24 protein-coding genes and 1 riboswitch are annotated in these 24231 nt (G+C 70.7%); of the genes, 11 read left to right on the top strand and 13 right to left on the bottom strand.

The genetic code is table 11. The features are described 5' to 3' along the window. Window positions 1–288 precede the first annotated feature (288 nt). Entirely contained in the window at window positions 289–1683 is a 1395-nt protein-coding gene (locus tag V7E09_RS02150; protein WP_324510995.1) for an MATE family efflux transporter, read from the top strand. A 94-nt stretch (window positions 1684–1777) separates the two neighbouring features. Here the strand turns inward: V7E09_RS02150 and cobA are convergent, their stop codons facing one another. Then, window positions 1778–2557, bottom strand: coding sequence for a uroporphyrinogen-III C-methyltransferase (gene cobA, locus V7E09_RS02145; protein ID WP_324511008.1), 780 nt, complete (start codon window positions 2555–2557; stop codon window positions 1778–1780). Between the two features lie 88 nt (window positions 2558–2645). Further along, window positions 2646–2725, bottom strand: a riboswitch (cobalamin riboswitch). A 70-nt stretch (window positions 2726–2795) separates the two neighbouring features. Here cobA and V7E09_RS02140 point away from each other — a divergent pair. Together V7E09_RS02140 and V7E09_RS02135 are read left to right on the top strand one after the other, a co-directional pair. After that, window positions 2796–3776: a cobalamin biosynthesis protein gene (locus tag V7E09_RS02140; protein WP_324522954.1), complete on the top strand. Its 981-nt coding sequence runs from the start codon at window positions 2796–2798 to the stop codon at window positions 3774–3776. Continuing rightward, complete coding sequence (locus V7E09_RS02135; protein ID WP_324510993.1) at window positions 3773–4054, top strand: GNAT family N-acetyltransferase; 282 nt, start codon at window positions 3773–3775, stop codon at window positions 4052–4054. The genes V7E09_RS02140 and V7E09_RS02135 overlap by 4 nt, the downstream gene beginning before the upstream one ends. A 102-nt stretch (window positions 4055–4156) precedes the next feature. On the opposite strand, the gene V7E09_RS02130 is transcribed toward V7E09_RS02135, so the two are convergent. From V7E09_RS02130 to V7E09_RS02120, 3 genes are read right to left on the bottom strand one after another with little or no spacing between them, the layout of a single operon-like run. Then, window positions 4157–4654: an amino-acid N-acetyltransferase gene (locus V7E09_RS02130; RefSeq protein WP_324510992.1), complete on the bottom strand. Its 498-nt coding sequence runs from the start codon at window positions 4652–4654 to the stop codon at window positions 4157–4159. Window positions 4655–4688: 34 nt separating this feature from the next. Beyond that, on the bottom strand, window positions 4689–4847 hold the full coding sequence (locus V7E09_RS02125) for a hypothetical protein (RefSeq protein ID WP_324510991.1): 159 nt from the start codon (window positions 4845–4847) through the stop codon (window positions 4689–4691). Further along, window positions 4844–5704: a glycerophosphodiester phosphodiesterase family protein gene (locus V7E09_RS02120; protein WP_324510990.1), complete on the bottom strand. Its 861-nt coding sequence runs from the start codon at window positions 5702–5704 to the stop codon at window positions 4844–4846. Before V7E09_RS02120 ends, V7E09_RS02125 begins: the two co-directional genes overlap by 4 nt. Window positions 5705–5840: 136 nt before the next feature. On the opposite strand from V7E09_RS02120, the gene V7E09_RS02115 reads away from it, so the two are divergent. Beyond that, a complete protein-coding gene (locus V7E09_RS02115) occupies window positions 5841–6779 on the top strand; it encodes an ADP-ribosylglycohydrolase family protein (protein ID WP_324510989.1) in 939 nt (312 codons plus the stop codon). Here V7E09_RS02115 and V7E09_RS02110 read toward each other — a convergent pair. Continuing rightward, on the bottom strand, window positions 6769–7377 hold the full coding sequence (locus tag V7E09_RS02110) for a hypothetical protein (RefSeq protein ID WP_324510988.1): 609 nt from the start codon (window positions 7375–7377) through the stop codon (window positions 6769–6771). The two genes, V7E09_RS02115 and V7E09_RS02110, sit on opposite strands and share 11 nt — an antisense overlap. Window positions 7378–7430: 53 nt before the next feature. Here V7E09_RS02110 and V7E09_RS02105 point away from each other — a divergent pair, with 53 nt between their 5' ends. Both V7E09_RS02105 and V7E09_RS02100 read left to right on the top strand, forming a co-directional pair. Further along, window positions 7431–7946, top strand: a complete 516-nt coding sequence (locus V7E09_RS02105) for a PH domain-containing protein (protein ID WP_324510987.1) — start codon at window positions 7431–7433, stop codon at window positions 7944–7946. A gap of 119 nt (window positions 7947–8065) precedes the next feature. Beyond that, window positions 8066–9364, top strand: coding sequence for an MFS transporter (locus V7E09_RS02100; RefSeq protein ID WP_324510986.1), 1299 nt, complete (start codon window positions 8066–8068; stop codon window positions 9362–9364). Window positions 9365–9403: 39 nt separating this feature from the next. Here V7E09_RS02100 and V7E09_RS02095 read toward each other — a convergent pair whose 3' ends face one another. The 6 genes from V7E09_RS02095 to V7E09_RS02070 form a co-directional block, all read right to left on the bottom strand. Continuing rightward, on the bottom strand, window positions 9404–10843 hold the full coding sequence (locus V7E09_RS02095) for a permease prefix domain 1-containing protein (RefSeq protein ID WP_324510985.1): 1440 nt from the start codon (window positions 10841–10843) through the stop codon (window positions 9404–9406). After that, complete coding sequence (locus tag V7E09_RS02090) at window positions 10840–11193, bottom strand: PadR family transcriptional regulator (RefSeq protein ID WP_324510984.1); 354 nt, start codon at window positions 11191–11193, stop codon at window positions 10840–10842. The genes V7E09_RS02095 and V7E09_RS02090 overlap by 4 nt, the downstream gene beginning before the upstream one ends. A gap of 41 nt (window positions 11194–11234) precedes the next feature. Continuing rightward, window positions 11235–13790, bottom strand: a complete 2556-nt coding sequence (locus V7E09_RS02085; RefSeq protein WP_324510983.1) for a PEP/pyruvate-binding domain-containing protein — start codon at window positions 13788–13790, stop codon at window positions 11235–11237. Window positions 13791–13864: 74 nt separating this feature from the next. After that, window positions 13865–14605, bottom strand: coding sequence for a glucosamine-6-phosphate deaminase (locus V7E09_RS02080; protein WP_324522953.1), 741 nt, complete (start codon window positions 14603–14605; stop codon window positions 13865–13867). A gap of 1 nt (window position 14606) precedes the next feature. Beyond that, window positions 14607–15974 carry a 6-phospho-beta-glucosidase gene (locus V7E09_RS02075; RefSeq protein ID WP_324510981.1) on the bottom strand — a complete coding sequence of 456 codons (1368 nt, stop codon included), beginning with the start codon at window positions 15972–15974 and terminating at the stop codon, window positions 14607–14609. Continuing rightward, window positions 15971–16747, bottom strand: coding sequence for a DeoR/GlpR family DNA-binding transcription regulator (locus V7E09_RS02070; protein WP_324510980.1), 777 nt, complete (start codon window positions 16745–16747; stop codon window positions 15971–15973). Before V7E09_RS02070 ends, V7E09_RS02075 begins: the two co-directional genes overlap by 4 nt. A 166-nt stretch (window positions 16748–16913) precedes the next feature. Here V7E09_RS02070 and V7E09_RS02065 point away from each other — a divergent pair, with 166 nt between their 5' ends. The 5 genes from V7E09_RS02065 to pdxH all read left to right on the top strand — a co-directional run bounded on the left by V7E09_RS02065 (window position 16914) and on the right by pdxH (window position 21762). Next, window positions 16914–17903: a carbohydrate kinase family protein gene (locus tag V7E09_RS02065; protein WP_324510979.1), complete on the top strand. Its 990-nt coding sequence runs from the start codon at window positions 16914–16916 to the stop codon at window positions 17901–17903. Next, window positions 17900–19249: an extracellular solute-binding protein gene (locus V7E09_RS02060; RefSeq protein ID WP_324510978.1), complete on the top strand. Its 1350-nt coding sequence runs from the start codon at window positions 17900–17902 to the stop codon at window positions 19247–19249. Before V7E09_RS02065 ends, V7E09_RS02060 begins: the two co-directional genes overlap by 4 nt. Window positions 19250–19262: 13 nt before the next feature. Beyond that, the gene (locus V7E09_RS02055; protein WP_324510977.1) at window positions 19263–20228 is read left to right on the top strand and encodes a carbohydrate ABC transporter permease; all 966 of its coding nucleotides are present in this window, start codon (window positions 19263–19265) and stop codon (window positions 20226–20228) included. Then, window positions 20225–21049 (top strand): carbohydrate ABC transporter permease, encoded by an 825-nt coding sequence (locus V7E09_RS02050; RefSeq protein WP_324510976.1) that lies wholly within the window; start codon window positions 20225–20227, stop codon window positions 21047–21049. Before V7E09_RS02055 ends, V7E09_RS02050 begins: the two co-directional genes overlap by 4 nt. Before the next feature lie 80 nt (window positions 21050–21129). Continuing rightward, a complete protein-coding gene (gene pdxH, locus V7E09_RS02045; RefSeq protein ID WP_324510975.1) occupies window positions 21130–21762 on the top strand; it encodes a pyridoxamine 5'-phosphate oxidase in 633 nt (210 codons plus the stop codon). A 60-nt stretch (window positions 21763–21822) separates the two neighbouring features. Here the strand turns inward: pdxH and V7E09_RS02040 are convergent, their stop codons facing one another. Together V7E09_RS02040 and V7E09_RS02035 are read right to left on the bottom strand one after the other, a co-directional pair. Continuing rightward, entirely contained in the window at window positions 21823–22650 is an 828-nt protein-coding gene (locus V7E09_RS02040) for a shikimate 5-dehydrogenase (protein ID WP_324510974.1), read from the bottom strand. A gap of 66 nt (window positions 22651–22716) precedes the next feature. Continuing rightward, entirely contained in the window at window positions 22717–24120 is a 1404-nt protein-coding gene (locus V7E09_RS02035) for a DUF2252 domain-containing protein (RefSeq protein ID WP_324510973.1), read from the bottom strand. Between the last annotated feature and the right edge of the window lie 111 nt (window positions 24121–24231).

Genomic DNA, 24231 nt, shown 5'->3' with positions numbered 1-24231 from the left:
AGTCCTCGGCGACCGCAGGCTGAGTCCTCGGCGACCGCAGGCTGAGTCCTCGGCGGGGTGGGGCCGAGTCCTCGGGGGCCGCAGGCTCAGTCCTCGGCGGCCCCAGGCTCAGTCCTCGGCGAAGAGAGGGGAAGGTGGTGGTTGACAAGGCAACTGGGGACAACCCCATCACCCCGTGGAAAGTCGTCCCGATACAGTCGAAGTGCTCGCTGGCGTCGCCGCCATCACCCCCCGCGAGATCCACCGTACCGACCTCGACTCGGCGTGTTCGTCGCGCCCGGAGACTGCATGAAGACCAGAACCAGAACCCTGACCGCAGGCACGCCCTTGCGCGTGATCGTCGCCTTTACCCTCCCGCTCCTGATTGGCAACCTGTTTCAGCAGGTCTATCAATTCACGGACGCTGCCGTCGTCGGCCGCATGGTCGGCGTGGATGCGTTAGCCGCGGTGGGAGCGTCCGGGTCGTTGGTGTTCCTGCTGATCGGGTTCACGTTCGGCGCGTCCACCGGCCTCGGCATCCCGGTGGCGCGGGCCTTCGGCGCCGGGGACATGGGGGCGATGCGCCGCCACGTCGCGTTGGGTGCTCTGATCTCGGTGGGGATCGCCGTGGCGATCACCGCCATCGGGACACTGCTCGCCGAGGCGATGCTCGTCGCCATGCAGACGCCGCCCGAGTTGATGGCCGACGCCACCGCGTTCCTGCGGATCACCTTCTGGGCCGCCCCCATCACCATGGCGTTCAACTACCTCGCCGCCGTCATCCGTGCCCTCGGCGATTCCACGACGCCGCTGATCTTCCTCGTCGTGTCCTGCGTCTTGAACGTCGCCTTGGTGGTGCTGTTCATCGGGTCGTTCGGGCTCGGCGTCGGCGGCGCAGCGCTCGCCACGGCGATCGCCCAGCTCACCTCGGTGATCGCCTGCCTCGTGCTCATCGCGCTGCGGATGCCGCAGCTGCGGCTGGCCCGCTCCGACTGGCGGGGCCTGCCCGGCGAACTGGGCGAGTCGCTGCGTTCCGGCATGGCCATGGGCTTCCAGATGTCCGTCATCGCCATCGGCGCCATCGTCTTGCAGTACGCGATCAACGGCCTCGGTTCAGAGGCGGTCGCCGCGGTCGCCGCGTCCATGCGCGTCGACCAGGTCGCCGTCGCCCCGCTGGCCTCCTTCGGCATGGCGCTGACGACCTTCGTCGCCCAGAACCGCGGCGCCAACCAGCTCGCCCGCATCCGCGTCGGGGTGTGGCAGGTCAGCCTGCTCGCTTGGGGGGTCGCGCTCCTGCTGGGCGCGTTGATCTTCTTCTTCGGGACGCCGCTGGTGCAGGTGTTCATCGGAGACTCCGCCCCGCACGTGGTCGAGCTCGCCCACCTGTATCTGGTCATCAACGCGGCCCTCTACCCGATCCTGGCGAGCCTGTTCGTGCTCCGTAACGCCGTGCAGGGACTGGGCTCCAGCATGGTGCCGACGCTGGCCGGATTCATGGAACTCGCATTCCGTGCCGCTGCCGCCCTGCTGCTGGTGGGACCGCTGGGGTTCGTCGGCGTCGCCCTCGCAGCGCCGCTGGCGTGGATCGGGGCGCTCATCCCGGTCACGATCGCCTGGTTCAGCTGGCGCTCCCGCCTCCTGCGCGAAGAGCGCTGCGGCCCGATGGCCCAGGCCGACGAACTGGGTGCCCTGGCGACGGCCTGACGGCTTCAGGTCTCGGCCTGGCCGCCGCTGGTGGGCTCATCCGGCGGCGGCCAGGCCGCGGCTGCTCGACGCTGACGTCCGTGGACGCGCGATGTCAGTCGGGTAGCGGCAGATCCAGGGCGGTGACCGCCCCGATGATGGTCAGGGCCGGGGGCTGGACTCCCGCAGCCGTGGATTCCTCCGGTAGCGAGGCGAGCGTCCCGCGGATCACGGCCTGACCGGGCAGCCCGGCGTTCGCGACGACGGCGGCGGGGGTGTGCGGGTCCATGCCGCGGGCGATGAGCCCGGCGCTGATCCCGGGAAGGGCCTTGACGCCCATCAGGATCACGATGGTGCCGCCGAAGCGCGCCAGGGCGTCCCAATCGACCGTCGTGGCGGGATGGTCGGGGCCCACATGCCCGGTGACCACGGTGAACTGCTGAGTGAGCCCCCGATGCGTGACGGGGATCCCGGCGAGCTCGGGCCCGGCGATCGACGAGGACACCCCCGGGATGACCCGTACCGGGATGCCCACCTCGGCGCAGGCGAGCCATTCCTCGCTGCCGCGGCCGAAGACGAACGGGTCACCGCCCTTGAACCGGACGACGTTCGCCCCGCCCCTCGCGTGCTCGATGAGCAGTTCGTTGATCCGGTCCTGGCCGGTCTGGTGGCCGCGCGGGAACTTCGCGACGTCGATCAGGACGGCGTCGGGTCGGCACTCCGCGAGGCAGGCCAGCGGGGCCAGGTGGTCGTACAAGACGACGTCGGCCTCCCGCAGGGCGCGCAGGCCGCCGACGGTAAGCAGGTCGGGATCACCCGGCCCGCCGCCGACCAGGACGACGCTGCCGACCTGCTGCTCGCCCGCGGACGCGCCGCCAGGTGCAGGGTCAGGGATGGTGGTGGATCGATCCGCCGGGACGTGTAGCGCCACCGGAGCCTCCTCAGGTTTCCTCGCCCGAATGCGTGACTCGGCAGGGAGGGGTGAGTTCCTGACTCGCGGGCGATGAGCCCGCTCACAGTGGCGGGACCGTCCCGGAATCGCGTGCGCTCACCGGTGTTCCTCAGCTCATCTCTGCGGCCGTCAGTATGGCACACTCGGCGGCGGGTTCACCGTCGAGGAGAGGACGCCGAACATGCTTGCCAGCGCCGCACGCGCCACCGGCATTCTGGTCGGCTGGCTGGCCGACCGGGCGCTCGGGGATCCCCAGCGGTTTCATCCGGTGGCGGGTTTCGGGACGCTGGCCCTCGCGCTGGAGCGATGCCTGTATCGCAACACCCGTCCCGCTGGGACGCTGTATGCCGCCACCCTCGTCGGAGGGGCCGTCGCGCTCGGAGTGGCCGTCGAGTCGGTGGGACGCCGCCGTCCCCTGATCCGCGTGCTCGGGACGGCTGTTGCGACGTGGGCGGTCCTGGGCGGACGCTCGCTGGCCCGCGAGGCCGAGGCGATCGCGGACGCCTTGGAGGCCGGCGACCTGCCCCGGGCTCAGGGACGCGTCCGCAATCTGGTGAGCCGCGACCCGTCGGTGCTGGACGCCGACGGGGTCGCGCGGGCCACCGTCGAGTCGGTCGCCGAGAACACCTCCGACGCCGTCGTCGCGCCGCTGCTGTGGGGGGCGGTGGCGGGCGTCCCGGGCCTGCTGGGCTACCGGGCCGCCAACACCCTCGACGCGATGGTCGGCTACCGCAACGAGCGCTACACGCGGTTCGGCTGGGCGGCCGCCCGCCTCGACGACGCGCTCAACTGGGTGCCCGCGCGGCTGGCGGGTGCGCTGGCCGGGCTCTGCGCGCCGGTGGTGGGCGGGACGCGGGCCGACGCATGGCGGGCGATCCGTGAGCAGGCGGCCGCGCATCCCAGCCCGAACGCAGGCGTGGTGGAGTCCGCGTTCGCGGGGGCGCTGGGCGTCCGGCTGGGCGGCCGCAACGTGTACGGCGGTGTGGTGGAGGATCGAGGCGTGCTCGGCTACGGGGAGCCGCCTCGGCCAGCCGATGTCGCCCGCACCAACCGGCTCGCCGCCGCAGTCTCCCGTGGTGCGGTCCTGACGAGCGCGGGCATCGCCCTGGCGAACGCGCTAGTCGCCCGGCGGCGGCGGCGTGCGGTTACCGTGGGCGCATGAGTGAGGTGCGCAAGAACGCCGACCGGCAGCAGTTCGAGGTGTGGGTGGACGACGAACACGTCGGCCTGCTGACCTACATCCCCGACGGGAACGTCTGGCTGCTGCCGCACACCGAGGTCCAGCCCGCCTTCGAGGGGCGTGGCCTGGCGGGCGAACTCGTGCGGGCGACGCTCGATGAAGCCCGCGCCGAGGGCGTCACCGTGATCCCCGCCTGCCCGTACGTGGCCCGGTGGATCGAACGCCATCCCGACTACGCAGACCTGGTCGCCACCCGCTGAACCCGACGCTGGCGTCCACCCGCTGACCCTGACTCAGGCGTCCACCCGCGGACCCGAACGCGGCTCCCGGTGGCTGAGGTGCGGGCGCTGCGGGCGCGGACGCTACAAGTGCTTGAGCATGCGGGTGTTGCCCAGGGTGTTGGGCTTCACATGCGCCAGATCCAGGAACTCGGCGATCCCCTCGTCGGGGCTGCGCACCAGTTGCGCGTACACGTCGGGGGCGACGACGTGCTCCCCGATGGGCTCGAAGCCGAGCCGGGCGAAGAAGTTCACCTCGAAGGTCAGGCAGAACAGCCGCGACAGGCCCAGGTCGCGGGCGCGGCGCCCGAGTTCGTCGACGATCCGCGCGCCGATGCCCTGGCCGCCGTGGTCGGGACTCACCGCGACGCTGCGCACTTCGCCGAGGTCCTCCCACATCACGTGCAGGGCGCCGCAGCCGACGACCTCGCCGTCCACCTCCGCGACGACGAACTCCTGCACGTTCTCGTACAGGGCGACGGTTTCCTTCCCCAGCAGGATCCGGCGGTTGACGAACGGAGACATGAGCGTCCGCATCGCCGGGATGTCGGGAGTGCGAGCCGGGCGAAGCAAGAAGGTCACCCTTCCAGCCTAAGCCGCCGCGCCCCGAACCGGCTCACATCAGCAGGAACGCGGCGAGGACGAGTGCCGCCCCGCCGACCAGACACAGGCCGGCGACGACGGCGATCACCACGATCACCGCCCGTCCGGCCCGGTCGCTCACCCCGAACCGGTTCCTCGCGGGTCCCTCGTCGGGGCGCTGCGGCGTGCTCATGCCCGCAATCGTCGCAGGTCGTGCAATAGCCACGGGTACTCGGTCTGGACGGCGTCCACCCCGAGCTCCAGGACCCGGGACCAGGCCGCCGACGGGCTCTGCTCGATGGCCCGCTCATCGTCGAACCCCGCGAACAGCGGGACGCCGGTCGTGAGCGTCTCGCTGTTGACCCAGATCAGCAGCGACTCGCGCCGCAACTGCTCCAGCACGTACGGGTCGAACCAGGGGCTCTCCTCGTCCAGGGCGATCAGCTCCACGCCGACGAGGTTGATGCTCGGGTCGTGCAGCGGGAGCGCCCGCAACTCCTCGACCGTCGAGCAGATCGCGAGCGTCGGGTACTTGACCTTGTGGGCCTGCAGTTTGCCGAGCGCGGCAAACTCCCAGGCGGGCACCTTGAGCACGCACTGCTGGGCCATCTGGAGGCCGTCCAGCACCTTCAGCAGCGTCGGCCAGCGCCACCACGAGCGATCCAGGGCGAACAGCACCTCCTTGCCACGGAAGTCGCCCAGAACCGCGGTGAGGCGCTCCACACGGGCGGGTCGCCCGGGGCGGTCGCGGTGCTGATAGCTCAGGCCGGAGATCGTGGCGGCGGGCAACGTCTGGAGGTTCTCCTCGATGCCGAGCAGATCGGGTTCGGTGCCGTCGTGGAAGGCGTAGAAGATGTGGTCGGTGCTGCTGCTCACATCGATCTTGACGGCGTCCGCGCCGGACAGCAGCGCCGCGCGGACCGCCCGCGAGGTGTTGGGCGAGACCACCCCGACCGCGACCCCGCCGTGGGACACGATCATGGGACGCGCGTGCTCCGCGAGGCGGTTCAGCAGGGCGTTCGTGCCAGCGTGCGCAGTGTCTCCGAACAACGTGGGCTCCTTGTCACGGGCATGCGTCGGTGAATGACGTGACCCGTCACAGTTTACCCCGGGCGCACCCGGCGAACGGGGGGAACCCGGGAACTGGGCATCGCCCAGCTGGCCTCGACCCGGCTAGCGTGCTCCCATGCCGACCCTGAACCAGCGCCTCGCCGGAGCGATCTGGGGCCATCTGGTCGCCGACGCCCTCGGCGTCCCCTACGAGTTCCATCCGCCCCACGCGCTTCCCGGCCGCGTCACCATGAAGCCCCCGCCGGGCTTCGCCCGCGCGCACGCGGGCACCCACCCCGGCACCTGGTCCGACGACGGCGCCCAGATGCTCGCCCTGCTCGACTCCCTGCTGACGTGCGGCCGATTCGACGCCGACGACCTGGGTGCCCGGCTGGTGGCCTGGCTGGACCGCGGCGACTACGCGGTGGGAGGGCACGTGTTCGACGTCGGCATCCAGACCTCGGCGGCCATCGACCGGTTGCGCGGCGGCGTCCCGGCAGGCCGAGCAGGCGCGTCGGATGAGCGCGCCAACGGCAACGGCTCCCTGATGCGGGTGCTGCCGCTGGGGCTGTGGCATCGCGGCGACGACGCCACCCTGTGCGCCGACGCCGCCGCGTCCTCGGCCCCCACCCACGCCCACCTGCGCTCGGTGGTGTGCTGCGAGGTGTACAGCCTGTGGGTGCGGCGGCTGCGGGACGGCGCGACCGCCCCGGAGGGCTACGCGGACGCCGTCGCGGCGTTTCGCCGGGTGCACGGCCGGGGCTCCGCCGCCGTCACGGAGTTCGAGTCTCACGTGAGGGCGCGTGAGGCGTCCCCGCTGGGCGGGACCGGCTACGTGGTCGACTCATTCCGGGCCGCGGTCGTCCTGAATCGCGACGGCGCCGGCTACGAAGAGGTGGTGAGGGCGGCGATCGCCCTGGGCCACGACACCGATACCACCGCGTGCGTGGCCGGCGGCATCGCGGGCCTGGTCGGCGGAGTGGAGGCGATCCCCGAGGCCTGGCGTGATGCCTTGCGCGGCCGGGAGTTGCCCGCCCGGCTGCTGGCGGCGCTGGAGGCGCGGCTCAGGGAATGATCACCTGATCGGTCGGCGCCGAGAACGGGAACGGCGCGCTGTGCGGGAACCGGGCGCGGGCGTCCTGCAGGTAGGGGATCAGCTCCGGGTGCGCCTGCAGCGCGTCCGACAGCACCCGCCACTTGCGGGCCTGGACGCCGAACGTCGGGATCGACATCAGCGCCAGCACTCCGGCGACACCGAGGGTGATCAGGCCCCAGGTGAGCCCTTGGGCGACATCCCCCATCGCGGTGCTCACGATCAGCAGGACGACCCCGAACACGCCCACGCCGCCCGCCACGCCCAGCACGTTCGCGGGGGAGACGGGGCCGCGATCGGGGGCCGGATCAAAGGCCAGGTCGAGCGGGGACGCCTTCAACTGGCGGGTCACCACGATGGTGTCGCGCACGAGGATGACGGCGAGCACGCCCAGGATGCCGCTGATGATGATGGCCAGCGGATGCATGGACGTCGCCCACAGCAGGAGCGGCACGACGACGATGCACGTCACGGTGAGGATCCGGGTCATGTCGTACACGACCCCCCGCATCGTCGTCCGGTTGGCGATGTTCTCGACGTAGCTAGCAGCCTCCATCTCTCCAGGGTAGGGATTGGCCACGTCGAAGACCCCTTTGTTGCCCCCCTGGGCCATGGGCGTGCCACCATGGCGGCATGGCCTTGCCCCGCAGACTCCTGGGCGCCGACGAGACCGTCGTGCTGCACCTGCGCACCCATCCGAAGGCGCTGGTGCTTCCCGCGCTGTGCGGCATCCTCCTGATCGCCGCCGTGGTTGCCGCGTTCACCTTGACCATCCCGAGGCTCCGGCCCTGGCTCGACTGGGGGACCCTCGTCGTCGCGGGGATCTTGTTCATCGTCCTGACGCTCGTGCCGTTCCTGCGGTGGCTCACCTCGACGTACACGCTCACCGATCGGCGCGTCATCACCCGTCACGGGATCGTCACCACCACCGGCCATGACCTGCCGCTGAGCAGGATCAACAACGTCACCTACGAACGCTCCCTGCTGGATCGCCTCCTGGGATGCGGAACGCTGCAGTTCACCACCGCGGCCGAAGCCCCCGTCACGCTCCCGGACGTGCCGGACGTCGAACGCGTCCACGTGGTCATGACCGAGTTGCTGTTCGGGGACGCCGAGGGCGACAACCGGGGCCCCGAGGGGCGCGACTGAGCCCGCGGGCGGCCCCTTTCGCGCGCTCTGACGTCCCGGGTATCCTGGGTGACGGTAGTTAGGCAACCGCGCATCAGGGTGGGGGATGTGCACCGCGATCAGCGTGCCCGGAGATACCCATGACCCCTTCTGATTCCCAGCCCGACACCACCCTCGATCCCGTGGCGACCACGACGGCTGCCGCCGACATCCCGGTGGCCGGTCAGCGCCCCCTCGCCCTGCTCGTCTCGACGGCTGGGGCCCCCTGGATGCTGCTGGCCTTCCTCGCCCGGCTCCCCGTCGCCATGCTTCCCCTCACCGTGCTCGTCAGCGGTCAGGTGCTCACCGGTTCCTTCGCCGCCGCGGGCCTGCTCGTCGGGGCGCTCAGTCTCGGGGGTGTCGTCGGGGCCCCGTTGGTGGGGGCCCTCGCCGACCGGATCGGCCACCGCCGCACCCTCGTCGTCATCACCATCCCCGGTGCCCTGGGCTTGCTCGGGCTGATCGGTCTGTTCTTCTGGCCCGCCCCGCTCGGGGTGGCGCTCGCGCTGTCCGCCCTGGTGGGGGCGTCCAACGCCCAGGTGGGCCCGCTGGCCCGCGCCTCGTGGTCGACCCGGTTCGCCGGCCATCCGGACGCTCGCCACCGCGTCGAAGTGGCGATGGGCTATGAGACCGTCGCTGACGAGGTCTCTTACGTGGCGGGTCCCGTGCTCGGCGCGACGCTGGCCGCCGTGGTGTCCCCGGTCGTGGCGCTCAGCGTCACCCTCGTGCTGCTGGTGTGCGGCCAGCTGGGGTTCGCGCTGCTCAACCGGAGTGCCCAGGCCCGCGTGCCGGGCGTGGGGCGCCGTCTCACCCGGCCAGGGCTGCTCGCCCCGTGGATCGCGATCGCGGCGGCCGTCGGCCTGGTGTTCGGCTCGGTACAGGCGTCGGTGACGGCCTCCCTGGCCGACACGGCGTCCGGGTTCACCGGAGTCGTCTACGCGTTCATCGGGATCGGCAGTGCCACCTCAGGCATGCTCACCCACAAGCTGGCGCGCTGGTCCCTGCCCGATCGCGTCATCGGCGCGGGCGTCCTGCTGGCGCTTGCCGGGGGGATGCTCGTGGCCGCGGCCCTGCTGACGGGAGGACCCTTCCTCCATGCGGCCGCCCTCGCCGCGGCGTGCCTGGCGGTCGGGTTGTGCGTCGCGCCCCTGCTCGTGTCGAGCTACGCGGCAGCCGAGCGGCTCGCCAGCGCCGGCAACACGCTGGTGCTGACGCTGTTGGCGACCGCCACCCTCGCCGGTGTCGGCCTGGGCGCCTCGGCGGCCGGGATGCTCGTCGAGGCGGCCTCCGTCACCGTCGCGCTGGCGATCCCGGTGCTCGTGGGGGTCGTCTGCGCGGCCCTGGGCGTCGGTGTCCGCGCCCTGAACGTGGACGCCTTCGCGCCGACCGTCACCGCCTGAACTCGCCAAGGGCGTCGGGGGCCGGCGCTGAGGTTCGGCTCATCGGAAGCCGAACAGGGGCGGGAACGCCAGCGCCACCACGCCCGCCCAGACCCCGAACACCGGCAGCGCCAGGCACTGCCACCGTTGCAGTCCCAGGGCTGGCTGGCGCCACACCAGGACGCCCAGGTAGTGCCAGGCCGAGCCCGCCAGGTGGACGAGCAGGATCACGTTGCAGCCCAGCGCGGCCAGCTTGTTGGGACTCGTTCCGTATTCCAGGAGCCGACCCGACATCGCCCACAGCAGCAGGACGTCCACGGCCAGGGCTGCCAGCACCAGCACCAGCTGCATCCAGTCCAGGGGGCGACGGGGTGACTCCGGACGCCGGGCGGACACCGTATAGAGCACCAGGGCGACCACGACGATCAGCAGCGCATCGAAGGAGATGAGTACCTCGCGGTCCAGGTCCACGAGGCGTCCGCCCGCCACCACGACGACCAGGAAGCTCAGCATGCCGAGGGTGAGGACGGGGGTGAAGACCGCGGTCAGCACGGGTGCCATGTTGTCCATCACCGAGCGCTTGGCCTCCACCAGCCAGGCGCAGACCAGGACGGCGCCGGCCGCGCAGATCGGGATCACCCAGCTCAGCGCGGTGCCGACCCCGTACAGGCCGACGGCGAGGAAGATCTGGGTGACCAGAATGGTCACGACCCCGCCTCCCAGGGCGATGAGCACGTAGTAGATGGCGGCTTCGCCGAGGAACCGGACCCAGTCCATCCACGCCTCCAGTGCCCGCCAGCGTGCTCCCAGGTAGGCGATGCCGACGGTCACCGTCAAGGCGATGGGCAGGTGCAGGGCGGTGAGGGCCAGCGTCTGCTGCGGGGCGTGGGAGGGGTAGAGGTTGACCAGCAGCGCGCTCACGGCGAACACGCTGACGAGGGCCGTCAACCCGCTGCGTGAGCGCGGCGCCGAACGCGCGATGAGGTACAGCGCCAGAAATGGCAGGACGCCGAAGGCGAGGTTGCGCGCGTAGACCTGTCCGACCGCCTCGCCTTCGAGCAGAGCGGTGGGGAGCCGCAGCGCCAGGCCTGACAGCAGCCCCAGCGCCAGGGCGGCCGGCAGGTCCCAGCGGGCCGCCAAAGCTCCTGCCGGGGAGGGAGCAGACGGGGTGAAGACGAGTTGGCGCCACAGCCGGTCGGTGTGGACCGCGCCGTATTCGCGGGCGACCTCGTTCTGGGAGCCGAGGCGGCGCACCGCGATGAGGAAGGCCTCCTCCGGACTCAGCCCGGCACGGCGCAGGTCCTGGACCTCGCTGAGCAGGTGGTCCTCCAACTCCTCGACGTCGTCGGGGGTGACGCCGGGGCGTTGGGTCATGAGCGTGCGCCACTCGGCCAGCGGGACAGCCAGGTCGTCGAGGACGCCGGAGGGAGGCTGGGGAGGCGACCAGGTCTGGGCGCCGGGCTCGCCGGTCCCGTGGGAGGGGTGCTGCCTGCTCGTCATCGTGCCTCCGCTGCGTGAGGGAGGGGGCCGGGGAGCAGCCCCTCCAAGGTGTCGACGACCGCGCGCCATTGGGCGGCCTGGCCGCCGAGTTCGGCGGTGCCGTCGGGTGTGATTGCGTAGTACTTGCGGCGCCTGCCGTTGGGGGCCGCTCCCCACCGGGCGGTGATGAGCCCCTGTTGCTCCAGCCGGTGGAGGAGGGGATAGAGCATGCCCTCGCTCCACTCCAGCCGCCCGCCTGAGGCGTCGGTCATGCGCCGCAGGATCGAGTAGCCGTAGTCCTCGCCTGTGGCGAGGACGCCCAGGACGATCGGCGTGGCCGACGCTGCGACCAGGTCTTTCGACAGTTTCATGCCAGCACCTCCTCTACCTTGTAGTTCTAGGTATAGGAAGTCTAGAGCAGTTCGATGCTCCCGCTGGCCCCATCGAGACGGATGCGCTGGCCGTCGGTGAGCCGCCGCGTCGCATCGTGGACGCCCACGACCGCCGGGACGCCGTACTCGCGTGCCACCACCGACCCGTGCGTCATCAGCCCGCCGACCTCGGTGATCAGCCCGCCGGCGATGAGGAACAGCGGCGTCCACGCGGGATCGGTCCCCTGGCACACCAGGATCTCGCCGCGCACGAGCTGCGCGGTCCGCGGATCCCGCACGATCCGGACCGGACCCTCCACGACACCGGGGGACACCCCCGCACCATGCAGGTCGGCCTCCCCGGCGCTCAGCCCCTCGTACAGGGCGCGGCCGTCCTCGACGAGGATCCGCGGCACCTGCGTGCGACGCCGCTCGGCCTCCCAGCGGCCCCGCCTGCGCGCGACCACTTCATGCCAGTTCGCCGAGAACGCCCGGCTCAGCTCATCGACCCGCAGGAACGCCAGGTCCTGCACGGCACCCAGCCGATCCTCTTCGACCAGTTCGATCGCCGAGGCGTCCAGCCCCGAGCGGATCATGCCGAAAGCCCGGATCAGGGTGAACTTCGGCGTCTCCCGAGCACCCGCCAGCCCGCGGATCGCCTTCGCGCTGCGCCGGATCTTCTCGGCGCGCTGCTTCGTCGACGCGTCCATCAGCGTGCGGATCGAGCGGCCCGCCTCGTGCTGTCCGGCCAGGTAGACGGTGCGCGGCTGGGCGTCCGGCGGCAACGCCAGGCAGGACTTCAGCGTGTGCATCAGCGGGGTCGGATCGTCGCGCCAGCGCGCCGCGCCCACGTCGATCTCGGCGACACCACGCATGCCGTAGGCGGCCATGAACGCCCCGATGGCCTCCTGCGCCACCCGCGGCAGACGCCCGGCGAGGTATTGCCGGGCCAGGTCTTGCGCGGGCGTCTCCGCGACCCAGCCCCACGCGTTGGCGTCCGTCTTCAGGGTCGCCGCCACATCGGATAATTCCAGTTCCATCTGGGTCGTCACATTGCCGGGCAGGCCCCGCATCACCGCCAAGGCGAGGGCGTCGGCGTCCGGCAGCCCGGTCTTGGCGGCCAGGTCGCGCAGCTTCATCAGCTCCAGCACGGTCGGCAGGATCACGGGGGCGAACAGCGGCAGCAGCGTCGGCAGCGCCTCGTCGGCCATCAGGGCGATGACCTTCGCGCGGGCGCTGAGCCGCCCCTGCGGGGTGTCGGCGCGGGCCGCCTTCGCCATCTGGGCGCTGATCCGCTCCAGGAGGCGGTCGACGGCCCGGTCGAGGTGACGACGGGCGGCGGCGGGGTTCCGCAGCGAGGCCCGGCCGCGGGAGGCCACCCGGGAGGCGAACGCGGCCAGCGCGGCCATCGTCGGTGCGGCGGGCATCTGATGGACCGGACGCAGCCCCGGCTCCTCCCCGAGGTCGGCGAGGATCGCCGCGGAGCCGGGTTCGACCAGGGGCAGGAACCGGGTCGCCAGCGTGCGGGTGCTGCGCACGCGCAGGATGCCGTCGGCCCGCAGCCACAACCGCTCTCCGGCGGGCTGCAAGGCCCGGTTGGTACGCCAGTCGACGCGTCGGCCCAGGATCCGGGGGGCGCCGGCGAGAAGCATCCGCAACGTGTCCAGCCCCAGCGGGGTGATCGGTTCGAGCACCCCCTGGAAGGCGCCGAAGCTGAACCACACCTCGGGGGTCGGATGCGGTTGCGGGTTCGCAGGCGGCAACGGATACAGGCTCGTGATGGGGCGCGCTTGGACGACGAACAGCTCCTCGCCGTGGGTGGCCCACTCGATGTCCATCGGGACGCCGTACAGTTCGACGATCCGGCGGCCGAGCGCCACCAGTGCGCTCAGCTCGGGGGCGCTGAGCACCGCCGTCGCCCCGGCGATCTCCTTGGAGCGGACGGCGCCGGTGAGGGTCTCGACCACGTAGTTGTCGGGCGTCACCTCACCGGACACGAGGGCGGAGCCCAGCCCGCGCCCGGCGTCCACCACGGACTCGTCGCGTCGGCCGGTGCGCGGGTTCGCGGTGAACAGCACCCCGGCGGTGTCGGCGGCCACCATGGTCTGCACGACGACGGCGAGGCTGACGGGCGCGTCGAACCCCAGGTGGGCCCGGTAGCTGATGGCCCGCGGCGTCCAGAGCGACGCCCAGCAGGCGACGACCGCCGCGAGGACGTCCTCGACGCCCACCACGTTGAGGAAGGAGTCCTGCTGCCCGGCGAAGCTGGCGCCCGGGAGATCCTCCGCCGTGGCGGAGCTGCGCACCGCGACCGGGCCGTCGAGCAACGCGGCCACCTCGCTGACGATCCGCTCTCGCTGGGTGGGGGAGGGCTTCGCGCGGGAGAACGCGGCCATGATCGCCAGCGACGCCGCCTCTGGCTCCTTGCTCAGCGCTTCGGCGATGACGGATGCCAGCCCGGCCTCGGCCACGAACGCGTCGTACTCCCGCGTGGGCAACACGACGAACGGCGGCACGGGAAGACCGGCCTCACGCAGCACGATGAGGTTGGCACCCTTGCCGCCGAGGTGATCGGTTTCACCCCCGCTGTTGGTCATGGTCGTCAGTATCTCACCCGTCCCGGACAGTTGCCGGGAGCCCGCGAACGAGGTTTTGCACAGACGCAGGGCTGTCAGGACGCGATGCTGGACAGCAGACTCGCCGCGTCGGCGTCCACCGTGACCCGCACCGAGCCGTGCAGATTCACGACGCTGGCCGGGCAGTCCTCACTCACGGGGCCTCGCAGGGCGCGCGCCACGGCCGGGGCCTTCTCCGCGCCGCTGGCGATCAGCTCAAGGGTGCCCGCGCGCATGATCGTGGCGATGCCCTGGGTCAGGCATTCGCGCGGCACGAGATCGAGGGAGTCGAAGTAGCGGGCGTTGGCCTTCCGAGTGGTGGAGGTCAGCACCGCCCGGTGGGTGGTGGAGGCAAAAGGCGTTCCCGGCTCGTTGAAACCGATGTGCCCGTTGTGCCCGATCCCCAGGATCTGGACGTCGACCTGGGCCTCGCCGATGAGCCGCTCGTAGGCCTCGGCGTCGGCGTCCGCCGTAGCGGGATGCCCCGCCGGGACGTGCAGGGAGGCCGGATCGAGGCCCAGCGGCCGGATCAGGGCCCGCTCCAGGACGGACCGGTAGCTCTGCGGATGCGCCGCCGGGAGCCCCAGGTACTCGTCCAGGGCGAACCAGGTGACCTGGGAGGCGTCGAGGCCGTCGCGGACGAGGTCGGCCAAGGCCGCGTAGATCGGCTCGGGGGAGGAGCCGGTGGCGACGCCGATGACCGCCGCCGGCTTGGCGGCGATCACCTCCGCGAGGCGGAGCGCGATGCTCCGCCCGGCGGCGCGCTCACTCAGGGCGAGTTCGATGGTGAGGCTCACGTCAGTGCTTGCTTCCGAGCACGTCGGCGACCTCGGGGATGGCGGTCATGTAGCCCTGCAGCAGGTCGCGGGCGACGGTGACGGAGTCCACGAGCGGGTGCAGCGCCAACGCCAGCAGCGCCTCCTGCTGCGAGCCGGTGGTGGCCGCGGCGATGGTGTGCCGCTCGACCGCCTTGACCTGCTGCATCAGGCCGAGCTGGTGCAGGTCGGGCTGGGTGCTCAGCGACAACGGCCGGACGCCGTTCGCGTCCACCAGCGTGGGAACTTCGACGACCGCGTCCTCGGGAAGCCCGACGATCGTGCCCCGGTTGCGCACGTTGAGGATCATGGTGCGCTTCTCGTTGCGACTGATCGCCGCCATGACGCCCAGCGCCACCCCCGCATAGCCGAGGTGGGACGGGTCGGTCTCGTTCTCGCGGTGCGTCGCCGGGTGGCCCTGGACGCCGCCCTTCGCCTCGGCCATGTAGCTGGCGCCGCGCTCGTCGACCGCCTCGGACCAGACGTCCACGGCCTTGTCACCGGCGGCCGCGGCATCGGCGTAGAACTTCGTCTGCGTCTGCAGCAGGAACTCGCCTCGCGTCTGCGGGGATTCGAGGATCCGGCGGACGGCGTCCCGGTTGAAGTAGTAGTAGAAGAGGTACTCGTTGGGGATGACGCCGAGCTCGCGGATCCACTGGGTCCCGAAGACGAGACCCTCCTCCATCGAGCCGAGCTTGGCCTCATCGGCGAGCAGGTTCGGCAGCACGTCGACGCCGTCGACGAGGACGCGGCGCATCCAGCCGAGGTGGTTGAGGCCGACGTAGTCCATCTCGACGCGCGTGTGGTCGTGGCCCAGCAGGCCGGCGACGCGGCGTCCCAAGCCCGAGGGCGTGTCGCAGATGCCCAGGGCGCGGTCGCCCAGGACGCCCTGGAGCGCCTCGGTGATGATGCCCGCGGGGTTGGTGAAGTTCAGCAGGTAGGCCCGCGGGGCGACGCGCTGCATGGCGTGGGCGACATCCAGCATGGTCGGGATCGTGCGGAACGCGTACGCCAGCCCGCCGGGGCCGGTGGTCTCCTGGCCGAGGACGTTGCGGTTGAGGGCCACGCGCTCGTCGCAGCAGCGGCCTTCCAGGCCCCCGACGCGCATGGCGGCGAAGACGAAGTCCGCACCTTCCAGGGCGGGTTCCAGCGCGGTGTAGGTGGTGAGGGTGGGGGCGTCGGGGAAGTCGACGGCGAGCCGCTTGAGGATGTGCGTCATCGTCTGCAGACGCGAGCCGTCGATGTCGTACAGCGCCACTTCGGTGACCCGTGGCGACCCGGAGTCGCGGATGAGGGCCTGCCAGACGTAGGGGGTGCGGAAGCCGCCGCCTCCCAGGATTGTGAGCTTCATGCCACGATGACCTTCCTGCCGCTTTCCCGGCGGCGCAGTAGTTCTTCCGAGGTGTTGCCTTCGGTGGTGATCAGGGTGTCGACGTCCTCGAGGGTGCAGATGCGCATCGCGCCGGTGCCCGGGAACTTGCGTTCGTGGGCGAGCAGCACGGTGCGCGCCGAGGCGCCGATGAGGGCCTGCTTGATGGGGGCTTCGACGGCCATGTTGTCCAGGACGTGCTCGTCCCGGACGCCGGTGCAGCTCAGGAACATGATGTCCGCGTTGAGGTGCGCCACCGCTTGTTCGGTGAGTGAGCCGACCAGGGTCTGATAGTTACGGCGCAGCGCGCCGCCGAGCAGGACGACGTCGATGGCGTCGTCGGCCCGGACCTCGTCGAGCACTTCGAGGTTGGCGGTGATGATGGTGATGCGGCGGCCGTGGAGGGCGCGCGCCACCAGCGGGGTGGTCAGGCCGATGTCGAGGACGATGATGTCGCCGTCCTCGACCAGTGAGGCCGCGGCCTCGGCCACGCGGATGCGGAGGTCGTAGTCCCGGTCGCGTTCCTGCGCGAGGGACCCCTCCTCCCGGCCGGAGTCGGTGATGGTGGCCCGGCTGCCGCTGGTGAGGATCGCACCCCCGTACTTCCGCTCGAGCTTTCCGTCGAGCGCGAGGGCGTCCAGATCGCGCCGGATGGTCGACTCGCTGACGAGAAGCTCACCGGCGAGCTGGACGACCGTTCGTCCGCCGGAGGCAAGCGACTCGAGGATGAGCGCACGTCGTTGAGCTGTGAGCATGCCACCACTCTAGCGCAATGCTGATTGACTTTGGCAGTCTATGGTGGTGTTGTTCACCCAAAGTTCCTCAACTCCTGTCATACGGGTGCCTCATGTGGGTAACATGCAGGAAACATTGCGCGGTTAGCATCAAAGTCGATCAAACCTCACCACCGAAGGAAACCTTGTGTGTGCTGATGTCCACATCGTGGGCCAGATTTACAGCGACCTCGTCTTCGCAGGCGCACGACCACCGCAGCCCGGGAGCGAGGTCTACGCCGAGTCGTTCACCCTCTCGCCCGGAGGCGCTGCCAACCGGGCCGTCGCGGCGGCGCGCATCGGCGCCAGCGCGGCGCTGTCCGCCGACGTGGGCGACGACCCCATCGGGACGCTCGTCCTAGCCCAGTTGGCGCAAGAGCCGCACCTCGACCTGACCCACCTGCGGCACCGGCCCGGCTCGCACAACCCCATCACGGTCGCCATCACCGACGGACCCGACCGTGCCTTCGTGACGTACGAAGAGCCAGCGATGCCCCCGGAATGGGACGGTGCCGCTGCCCCCGCGACGCTCCACCTCAGCGTGGAGAAGCCGCTCCCGCCCTGGCTGAGCTCTCTGCGCCAGCAGGGGACGGCGGTCTTCGGCGGAGTGGGGTGGGACGCGACCGGCGCCTGGTCCCCCGAGGTCCTGACACGGATCCGCGACGTGGATGCCGTGGTGTTCAACGACGCCGAAGCGTGCGCCTACACCCGGACGTCCACCCCCGAGGAGGCCCTCGCCGCCCTGAGCGGCTACGTCGAGACCGCGGTCGTCACCCTCGGCAAGGACGGCGCCCTGGCGACGCGGGCCGGTACGACGGTGCAGGTGCCGTCGCTCCCGGTGACGGCGGTGGATCCCACCGGCGCCGGGGACACCTTCGGCGCGGTGTTCATGGCCACGACCGCCTGGGGCTGGGAGCTCGAGGCGGGATTGCGGCTCGCCGCGGCCGCCGCCGCATGCTCCGTGCGTGCCCCCGGCGGGGCCCGCAGCGCGCCCACCCCCACCGACCTCCATGACTTGTTCGAAGAGCTCCAGCCCGCACGCGGCTGGGACGTCGTCCGGCAGTGGGCCAGGCAGCAGTCCGAAGGCGTGCACGGCTCCACTCATGCAGCACCCGTCACATCCGAGAGGAAATCATGAAGAAAGCAGCAGGCCTGGCGGCCGTCGTGGCCGCCGTGGCGCTCACGCTCACCGCGTGCGCCCCGGGCTCGGGAGCGGGGACGACCACGTCCTCCGCCGGCCCCGTATCGAAGGACGTCGCGGCGGCGGGCAAGGTCACGCTGACGGTCTGGGATCAGAACGTCGACGCGGGCATCGCCGAAGCCCAGGAGGCGCTCAACAAGCAGTTCGAGGCGAAGTACCCCAACGTCACGATCGAGCGGACGGCCCAGTCCTTCGCCGACCTGAAGAAGACCCTGCGCCTGGCCCTCACCAGCAACACGCCGCCCGACGTCGCGCAGGTCAACCAGGGCTACCCCGACATGGGAGCCTTCGTGGAGGCGGGGCTCCTGCGTCCGCTGAACGACTACGACCAGCTCTACGGCTGGAGCAGCTACTTCCCCAAGGGGCTGCTGAAGCAGAACAGCTTCAGTGCGGACGGCAAGTCCTGGCAGGGCGACAACCTGTTCGGCGTCTCGCAGACGGGTGAGCTCGTCGGCGTCTACTACAACCGCGCCCTGCTGAACCAGCTCGGCCTGGAAACGCCCACCACGCTGGATCAGCTCGAAGCCGCGATGGCGAAGGCCAAGTCCGCGGGCATCCTCCCGCTGTCCTTCGGCAACCTGGAGAAGAGCCCCGGCATCCACATCATGGGCGTCACCCAGGCTTCCCTGCTGGGCGCCGAGGGCGTGACCAAGCTGGTCAGCGGCCAGGGCGGCGCCTGGACGGACGCCCCCACCCTGGAGGCGGCGACGAAGATCGCCCAATGGGCCCAAGACGGCTACCTCACGCCGGGCGCCAACGGCGTCTCCCGAGACGACGCCACGTCCGCGTTCGGCCGGGGCGAGTCCTTGTTCCTCATCAACGGGACGTGGCAGCAGGCCAAGCTCGAGACGGCCATGGGCACGAGCGCGGCCGGCTTCACGGTGCTGAACTCGGCGGTGGACGGCAAGCCGACCACGACCGGCGGTCAGGGTCTGGCCTGGTCCATCGGATCCAAGACCAAGAACGCTGACGTCGCCGCGGCCTACATCGACTTCGTGACGAACGCGGGATCGGCCGAGCAACTGATGAGCACCGGTGCGCTCCCCACGGTGCTGCCGGCCAGCTACCAGCCCGAGGCGGGCACGCTCGCCGCGGACATCGCCACGCAGTACCGCGCGGTCCAGGCGGCCAACGGCGTGGTTCCCTACCTCGACTACGCCACCACCACGTTCTACGACACGCTGACCGCGGGTGCGCAGGACCTGATCGCCGGGCAGATCACACCGCAGGGCTTCGTCGAGAAGCTCCAGGCCGACCAAGCGGCGTTCCTGGCGAAGCGTTGAAGGATCCCTCAACGTGAGTAACTCCGTGAACGAATCCAGGAGCGGACGGTGGGGAGCGAACCTCCCCACCCCCGCCCCCCTGGCCACCACGGCCCCACCGCTGCGCCACCGTCGGCGATGGCAGCCCGCCGCCTACCTGTACGTGGCCCCCGCGTTCCTCGTGTTCGTGCTGTTCCTCGGCATCCCGTTGTCGCAGACCGTGCAGTACTCGTTCTTCGACTGGAACGGGCTGGGGGCGGCGACGTTCGTCGGCTTCGACAACTTCGTCACCGTGTTCCAGGACGAAGGACTGCGGTTGTCCTTCGTCCATGCGGGCGTCCTGATGCTGTTCTACGCCGTGCTTCCCGTCGTGGGAGCCCTCCTCCTGACGGCCCTGATCTCGCGTGCCCACCGGATGCGGTCGATGTCCTTCTACCGGACCGTGCTGTTCCTGCCCCAGGTGATCGCGTCAGTGGTCGTCGGCACGATCTGGGTGTCGATCTACTCCCAGACGGGCCTGGTCAACCAGGTCCTGCGCGCGGTGGGGCTGGGGAGCCTGGCCCGCGTCTGGCTCGGGGAGTACGACACGGCGCTGATCGCGATCGGCCTCGTCGGCACCTGGCTCAACATCGGGCTGTGCCTCGTCCTGTTCCTCTCCGGGGTGGGCAACATCCCGCCCGAACTCTTCGAGGCCGCCCGGATCGACGGCGCCGGACGCATCCGCGAGTTCTTCGCGATCACCCTGTCCTCGCTGCGGGGACAGATCTCCGTCGGACTCACCCTCACCGTGGTCTCGGCGCTGAAGACGTTCGACATCGTCTACATCACCACCCGGGGTGGCCCCGGCACCAGCACCGCCGTGCCCGCCTATGAGGCGTACAACCGGGCCTTCAACACCGGTCAGGTGGGTCTCGCGGCGGCCGTCGCGCTGGTGCTCACCGTCGTCATCGTCGCTGCGACCGTCCTGATCGGCCGCCTCGAACCCAAGGACGAAGCATGAAGCTCAGCCGCAAGGAAAAGATCGTGAACCAGGTCGTCTTGGCCTTGTTCGCATTGTTCGCGCTGGTCCCGCTCCTGGGCGTCGTGCTCTCCTCGCTCACCCCCTCGGCCGAGAACTTCGGCGGGTTCGCCCTGCCCAGCAGGCTCGTGTTCAGCAACTACGCCGACGCGTGGGCGCGCGGCAACTTCAGCGTGTACATGCTCTCCAGCGTGATCGTGGCCCTGAGCGTCGTGGCGCTGACGATCCTGCTCTCGGTGACCGCGGGCTTTGCCTTCGCCCGGCTCCGGTTCGTCGGCTCCAGCGTCCTGTTCTACCTTTTGCTGCTCGGGCTGATGCTCCCGGCCGAGGCGTTCATCATCCCGCTGTACTTCAACTTGCGGGGGGTCAACCTCACCGACACCTACTGGGCGCTCATCCTCCCGCAGACCACGCAATCCCTGGCCTTCTCGATCTTTTGGATGCGCAATCAGTTCCGCACGTTCCCCAACGAAGTGATCGAGGCCGCTCGCCTGGATGGGGCACGCGACTCCCAGGTGCTGTGGCGGGTGCTCGTCCCCTCCACGGTGGCTCCCATCATGACGATGGCGCTCCTGGTCTTCATGTGGACCTGGAACGAGTTCCTGCTGCCGCTGGTGATGATCGTCTCCGACGCGCGGCGCACGGCCCCGTTGGGGCTGGCCTTCTTCCAGGGGCAGAACACCACCGACTACTCGCTGCTGTCGGCCGCGGGCGTGCTCGTTGCCTTGCCTATCGCGCTGCTCTACTTCGCCCTGCAGAAGAAGTTCATCAGCGGCATGGTCGGGGGCATCTCCACACGCTGACCGGGAGCGGCCCGGGGCAACGGTTGGCCGCTTCGCTGCGGGCCGCCCCGCAATCGGCCGTGGTGTCCTAGGCTGGCTTCATGGACATCTCCGGGCTGCGACAGTCCTACGACAAGGGGAAACTCGACGAGGCTGACGCTGGGAACGACCCGAGCGCGCTGTTTGCGCAGTGGTTCGAGGACGCCCGCGCCCTGCCGGGCCTGGAACCCAACGCCATGACGCTCGCGACCGCCGACCGTCGCGGACGGCCCTCGGCGCGCGTCGTCTTGCTGAAGGAGTTCGACGGGAGCGGGCTGGTGTGGTTCACCAACTACGACTCCCGCAAGGGCGCCGACCTGGCTGACAATCCGCAGGCGACGCTGCTGTTCTTCTGGGCTCCGTTGGAGCGGCAGGTCCGGGTCGAGGGCAAGGTCGTGAAGGTCCCGGCCGAGGAGTCGGACGCCTACTTCCGGGTGCGTCCCCTGGGCAGCCGGATCGGGGCCTGGGCCTCGCAGCAGTCGAGCGTCATCGCCGACCGGGCCGCCCTGGAGGACGCCGAGGCGGCCGCCGTCCGCGACCAGGGCGAGGACCCGCAGCGTCCACCGCACTGGGGCGGCTACCGGTTGCTGCCCGACACCTGGGAGTTCTGGCAGGGGCGCAACTCCCGGCTCCACGACCGGCTTCGCTTCCGCATGCGGGGCGCGGACTGGGCTCGGGATCGCCTCGCCCCCTGAGCCGCACAGGCCGTCCGCCGGCCTCGGCGGCGCCTGCTGGCCGGTGCCCGGCTCGTCGCGTCAGGCGCGCGAGAACGTCGTGGCGGCCGCGACGAGTTCCGGATCGGGTCGGACGCCCGTATAGAGCACGAACTGTTCCAGGGCCTGCAGGCTCATGACCTCGGCGCCCGTGATGACGGTGAGGCCGCGTCGCCGCGCCTCCACCACGAGGGGGGTCTCGGCGGGCATCGGCACCATGTCGAACACCACCCAGGCGTCCTCCAGCACCGACCCGCTCACCGGCAACTCCGCGGCCTCCGGACCGCCCGCCATGCCGACCGGGGTGCAGTTCACGACGGTCGCCGGACGCAGGTCGCCCAACTCGGGACGCCAGCCGGCCCCGTACTTGGACGCGAGTTCGCGCCCGGTGTGCTCGTTGCGGGCCACCACGACGACGTCGCGGTAGTGCAGGTCGCGCAGCGCGGCAACGGTCGCCTTCGCCATGCCGCCTGAGCCCAGCACGGCGACGGTGCCCTGCTTCGGGACGCCGCGGTCGGTGAGCAGGTGGGCAACGGCCTGGTAGTCGGTGTTGTAGGCCACCAGGTGGCCATCGGTGTTGACGATGGTGTTCACGGCGTCGATGGCGGCGGCGGACGCGTCCAGTTCGTCGACCAGCGCGATGACGTCGTGCTTCCACGGCATCGAGACGGCGCAGCCGCGGATCCGCAGCCCACGGACGCCCGCGATGGCCTCGGCGATGTCGGACGTGGTGAACGACTTGTAGACGAAGTCCAGGCCCAGCGCGTCGTACAGGTAGTTGTGGAACCGGGTGCCGGTGCTACCGGGCCTGCCCGACAAGGAGATGCACAGCGTGGTGTCCTGGGTGATCCCCGTCGCGATCTCGCGCATGTCGTCCTTCCGAGCCTGATCGATGGGTTCAGCCTACGGCGCCGCGCAGAGTCGGCTCCCGACGCGTCAGACGCCGGGTTCTGCGGGGAGGCGTCCGGACGCGATGGCAGCCACCAGGTCGGCGTGGTCGGCTTCGGTCTGGTCGGCGTAGCTGCGCGCCCAGGCGACGAAGGCATCCACGGCGGATTCCCGCTTGCCGAGGTAGCCGGAGATGATCGACGCCCCCGAGGTGCGGGCGTGGCCCTTGGCCAGCAGATGCCCGGTGACGCCGGAGTAGTCGACCAGGGCCGAGGGGGACATGTTGTCGAGGGGGATGCCGCCCTTCATGTTGCGGTACTGGCGCACGTAGTACTGATGCGGCCCGACCGTCGTCCAGCCCAGAAGCGGGTCCGAGACGGTCTGCAGCACCTGCTGGTACTCCACGACCCGCTGCCCCTGATGCTCGTGCCAGGCGTGTTCGCCGTGGACGAAGGGCGCCAGCACGGATCGTTGCGCCTGCTTGAGCTGCAAAAACAGGACGTCGTCCTCGCGGGAGCCGCACAGCAGCGCCACCCAGGCCCGCAGGCCGACCGACCCGACGCCGACGACCTTGTGAGCGATGTCGACCAGCGTGTACCCGCCCACGATGCGCCGCCACTGCGGTGTCAGGGTGGCCAGGTAGGCGTCCAGCCCGTCTGCGAGCGCCTCGTACTCGGCGGCGTCGGGGTGGGTCACCAGCGGCGGGTCTTCGAGGATGTGCGCGGCGGTGGTGGCCCCGCCGGTCAGTTTGGGCAGCTTGCGATCCGAGGTGCGGCGCCGGGCGGCGGCGGCGGCGCGTTCGATCTCCTCGCGCAGTCCCTCCTCGGTGACGCTCGAGTGCAGTCCCTCCACGTCGAGCCGGTCGAACGCCCGCCACAGCAGCGGCTGCTTGGACAAGAAGCTGACCTCGTCGCGGTAGGCGACGACGCAGTGGGCGACGGCGTCGGCGCAGTCCTGCTCGCTGGCCCCGTTGACCCGGCCCAGCACCCAGATCGAGGCGGTGAGCCGGCGCAGGTCCCACTCCCAGCAGCCGGTGTGGGCCTCGTCGAAGTCGTTCAGGTCGATGACCTGGTTGCCCTCGGGCGATCGGTAGAAGCCGATGTTGCCGATGTGGGCGTCGCCGCACGTCACCGTCTGGACGCCGGTCGCGGGCAGGTTGGCCACGTCCCACGCCATCATCGCGGCGGAACCGCGCAGCATCCCGAACGGGGACGCCGCCATGCGGGCGTTGCGGACGCCGTGCAGCCACGGCAGCCGGCCGTACTGGGCTGCCTCGATGAGGTCGATGGTCCGCGGGCGGTTGTGGCGGGGCTGCCACCGCCCCAATGCGGCGTGGGGGGTCGCCTCCCGCAACGCCTTGCCCCGATTGACGCGTTCGCGGCGGTCGGTGGCGGGGACACGGAAGGACGCGAAGGCATCCGCGGGCGGTGCGGGGGGCGTCGTCGGCTCCATGACGTCATTGTGACGCCTGGCACTTCGTGCTGGAGCGACCGTGCGGGGAATCCCCACACCCGCCGAGGGTCGCTCGCCGGTCCCGCGGAGAACTCGGTCATACTTGCTAGC

The sequence above is a fragment of the Propioniciclava sp. genome (assembly GCF_036744435.1).
GTDB lineage: Bacteria > Actinomycetota > Actinomycetes > Propionibacteriales > Propionibacteriaceae > Propioniciclava.
The sequence above is the reverse complement of the archived record's forward strand: the minus strand, read 5'-3'. Positions and strand labels throughout refer to the sequence as shown.

What these genes read in the sequence shown, in the direction of transcription:
- V7E09_RS02150 (WP_324510995.1), top strand. Translation starts at nt 289, where the DNA reads ATGAAGACCAGAACCAGAACCCTGACCGCAGGCACGCCCTTGCGCGTG.
- V7E09_RS02140 (WP_324522954.1), top strand. Translation starts at nt 2,796, where the DNA reads ATGCTTGCCAGCGCCGCACGCGCCACCGGCATTCTGGTCGGCTGGCTG.
- V7E09_RS02135 (WP_324510993.1), top strand. Translation starts at nt 3,773, where the DNA reads ATGAGTGAGGTGCGCAAGAACGCCGACCGGCAGCAGTTCGAGGTGTGG.
- V7E09_RS02125 (WP_324510991.1), bottom strand. Translation starts at nt 4,847, where the DNA reads ATGAGCACGCCGCAGCGCCCCGACGAGGGACCCGCGAGGAACCGGTTC.
- V7E09_RS02115 (WP_324510989.1), top strand. Translation starts at nt 5,841, where the DNA reads ATGCCGACCCTGAACCAGCGCCTCGCCGGAGCGATCTGGGGCCATCTG.
- V7E09_RS02105 (WP_324510987.1), top strand. Translation starts at nt 7,431, where the DNA reads ATGGCCTTGCCCCGCAGACTCCTGGGCGCCGACGAGACCGTCGTGCTG.
- V7E09_RS02100 (WP_324510986.1), top strand. Translation starts at nt 8,066, where the DNA reads ATGACCCCTTCTGATTCCCAGCCCGACACCACCCTCGATCCCGTGGCG.
- V7E09_RS02095 (WP_324510985.1), bottom strand. Translation starts at nt 10,843, where the DNA reads ATGACGAGCAGGCAGCACCCCTCCCACGGGACCGGCGAGCCCGGCGCC.
- V7E09_RS02090 (WP_324510984.1), bottom strand. Translation starts at nt 11,193, where the DNA reads ATGAAACTGTCGAAAGACCTGGTCGCAGCGTCGGCCACGCCGATCGTC.
- V7E09_RS02085 (WP_324510983.1), bottom strand. Translation starts at nt 13,790, where the DNA reads ATGACCAACAGCGGGGGTGAAACCGATCACCTCGGCGGCAAGGGTGCC.
- V7E09_RS02075 (WP_324510981.1), bottom strand. Translation starts at nt 15,974, where the DNA reads ATGAAGCTCACAATCCTGGGAGGCGGCGGCTTCCGCACCCCCTACGTC.
- V7E09_RS02070 (WP_324510980.1), bottom strand. Translation starts at nt 16,747, where the DNA reads ATGCTCACAGCTCAACGACGTGCGCTCATCCTCGAGTCGCTTGCCTCC.
- V7E09_RS02060 (WP_324510978.1), top strand. Translation starts at nt 17,900, where the DNA reads ATGAAGAAAGCAGCAGGCCTGGCGGCCGTCGTGGCCGCCGTGGCGCTC.
- V7E09_RS02050 (WP_324510976.1), top strand. Translation starts at nt 20,225, where the DNA reads ATGAAGCTCAGCCGCAAGGAAAAGATCGTGAACCAGGTCGTCTTGGCC.
- pdxH (WP_324510975.1), top strand. Translation starts at nt 21,130, where the DNA reads ATGGACATCTCCGGGCTGCGACAGTCCTACGACAAGGGGAAACTCGAC.
- V7E09_RS02040 (WP_324510974.1), bottom strand. Translation starts at nt 22,650, where the DNA reads ATGCGCGAGATCGCGACGGGGATCACCCAGGACACCACGCTGTGCATC.
- V7E09_RS02035 (WP_324510973.1), bottom strand. Translation starts at nt 24,120, where the DNA reads ATGGAGCCGACGACGCCCCCCGCACCGCCCGCGGATGCCTTCGCGTCC.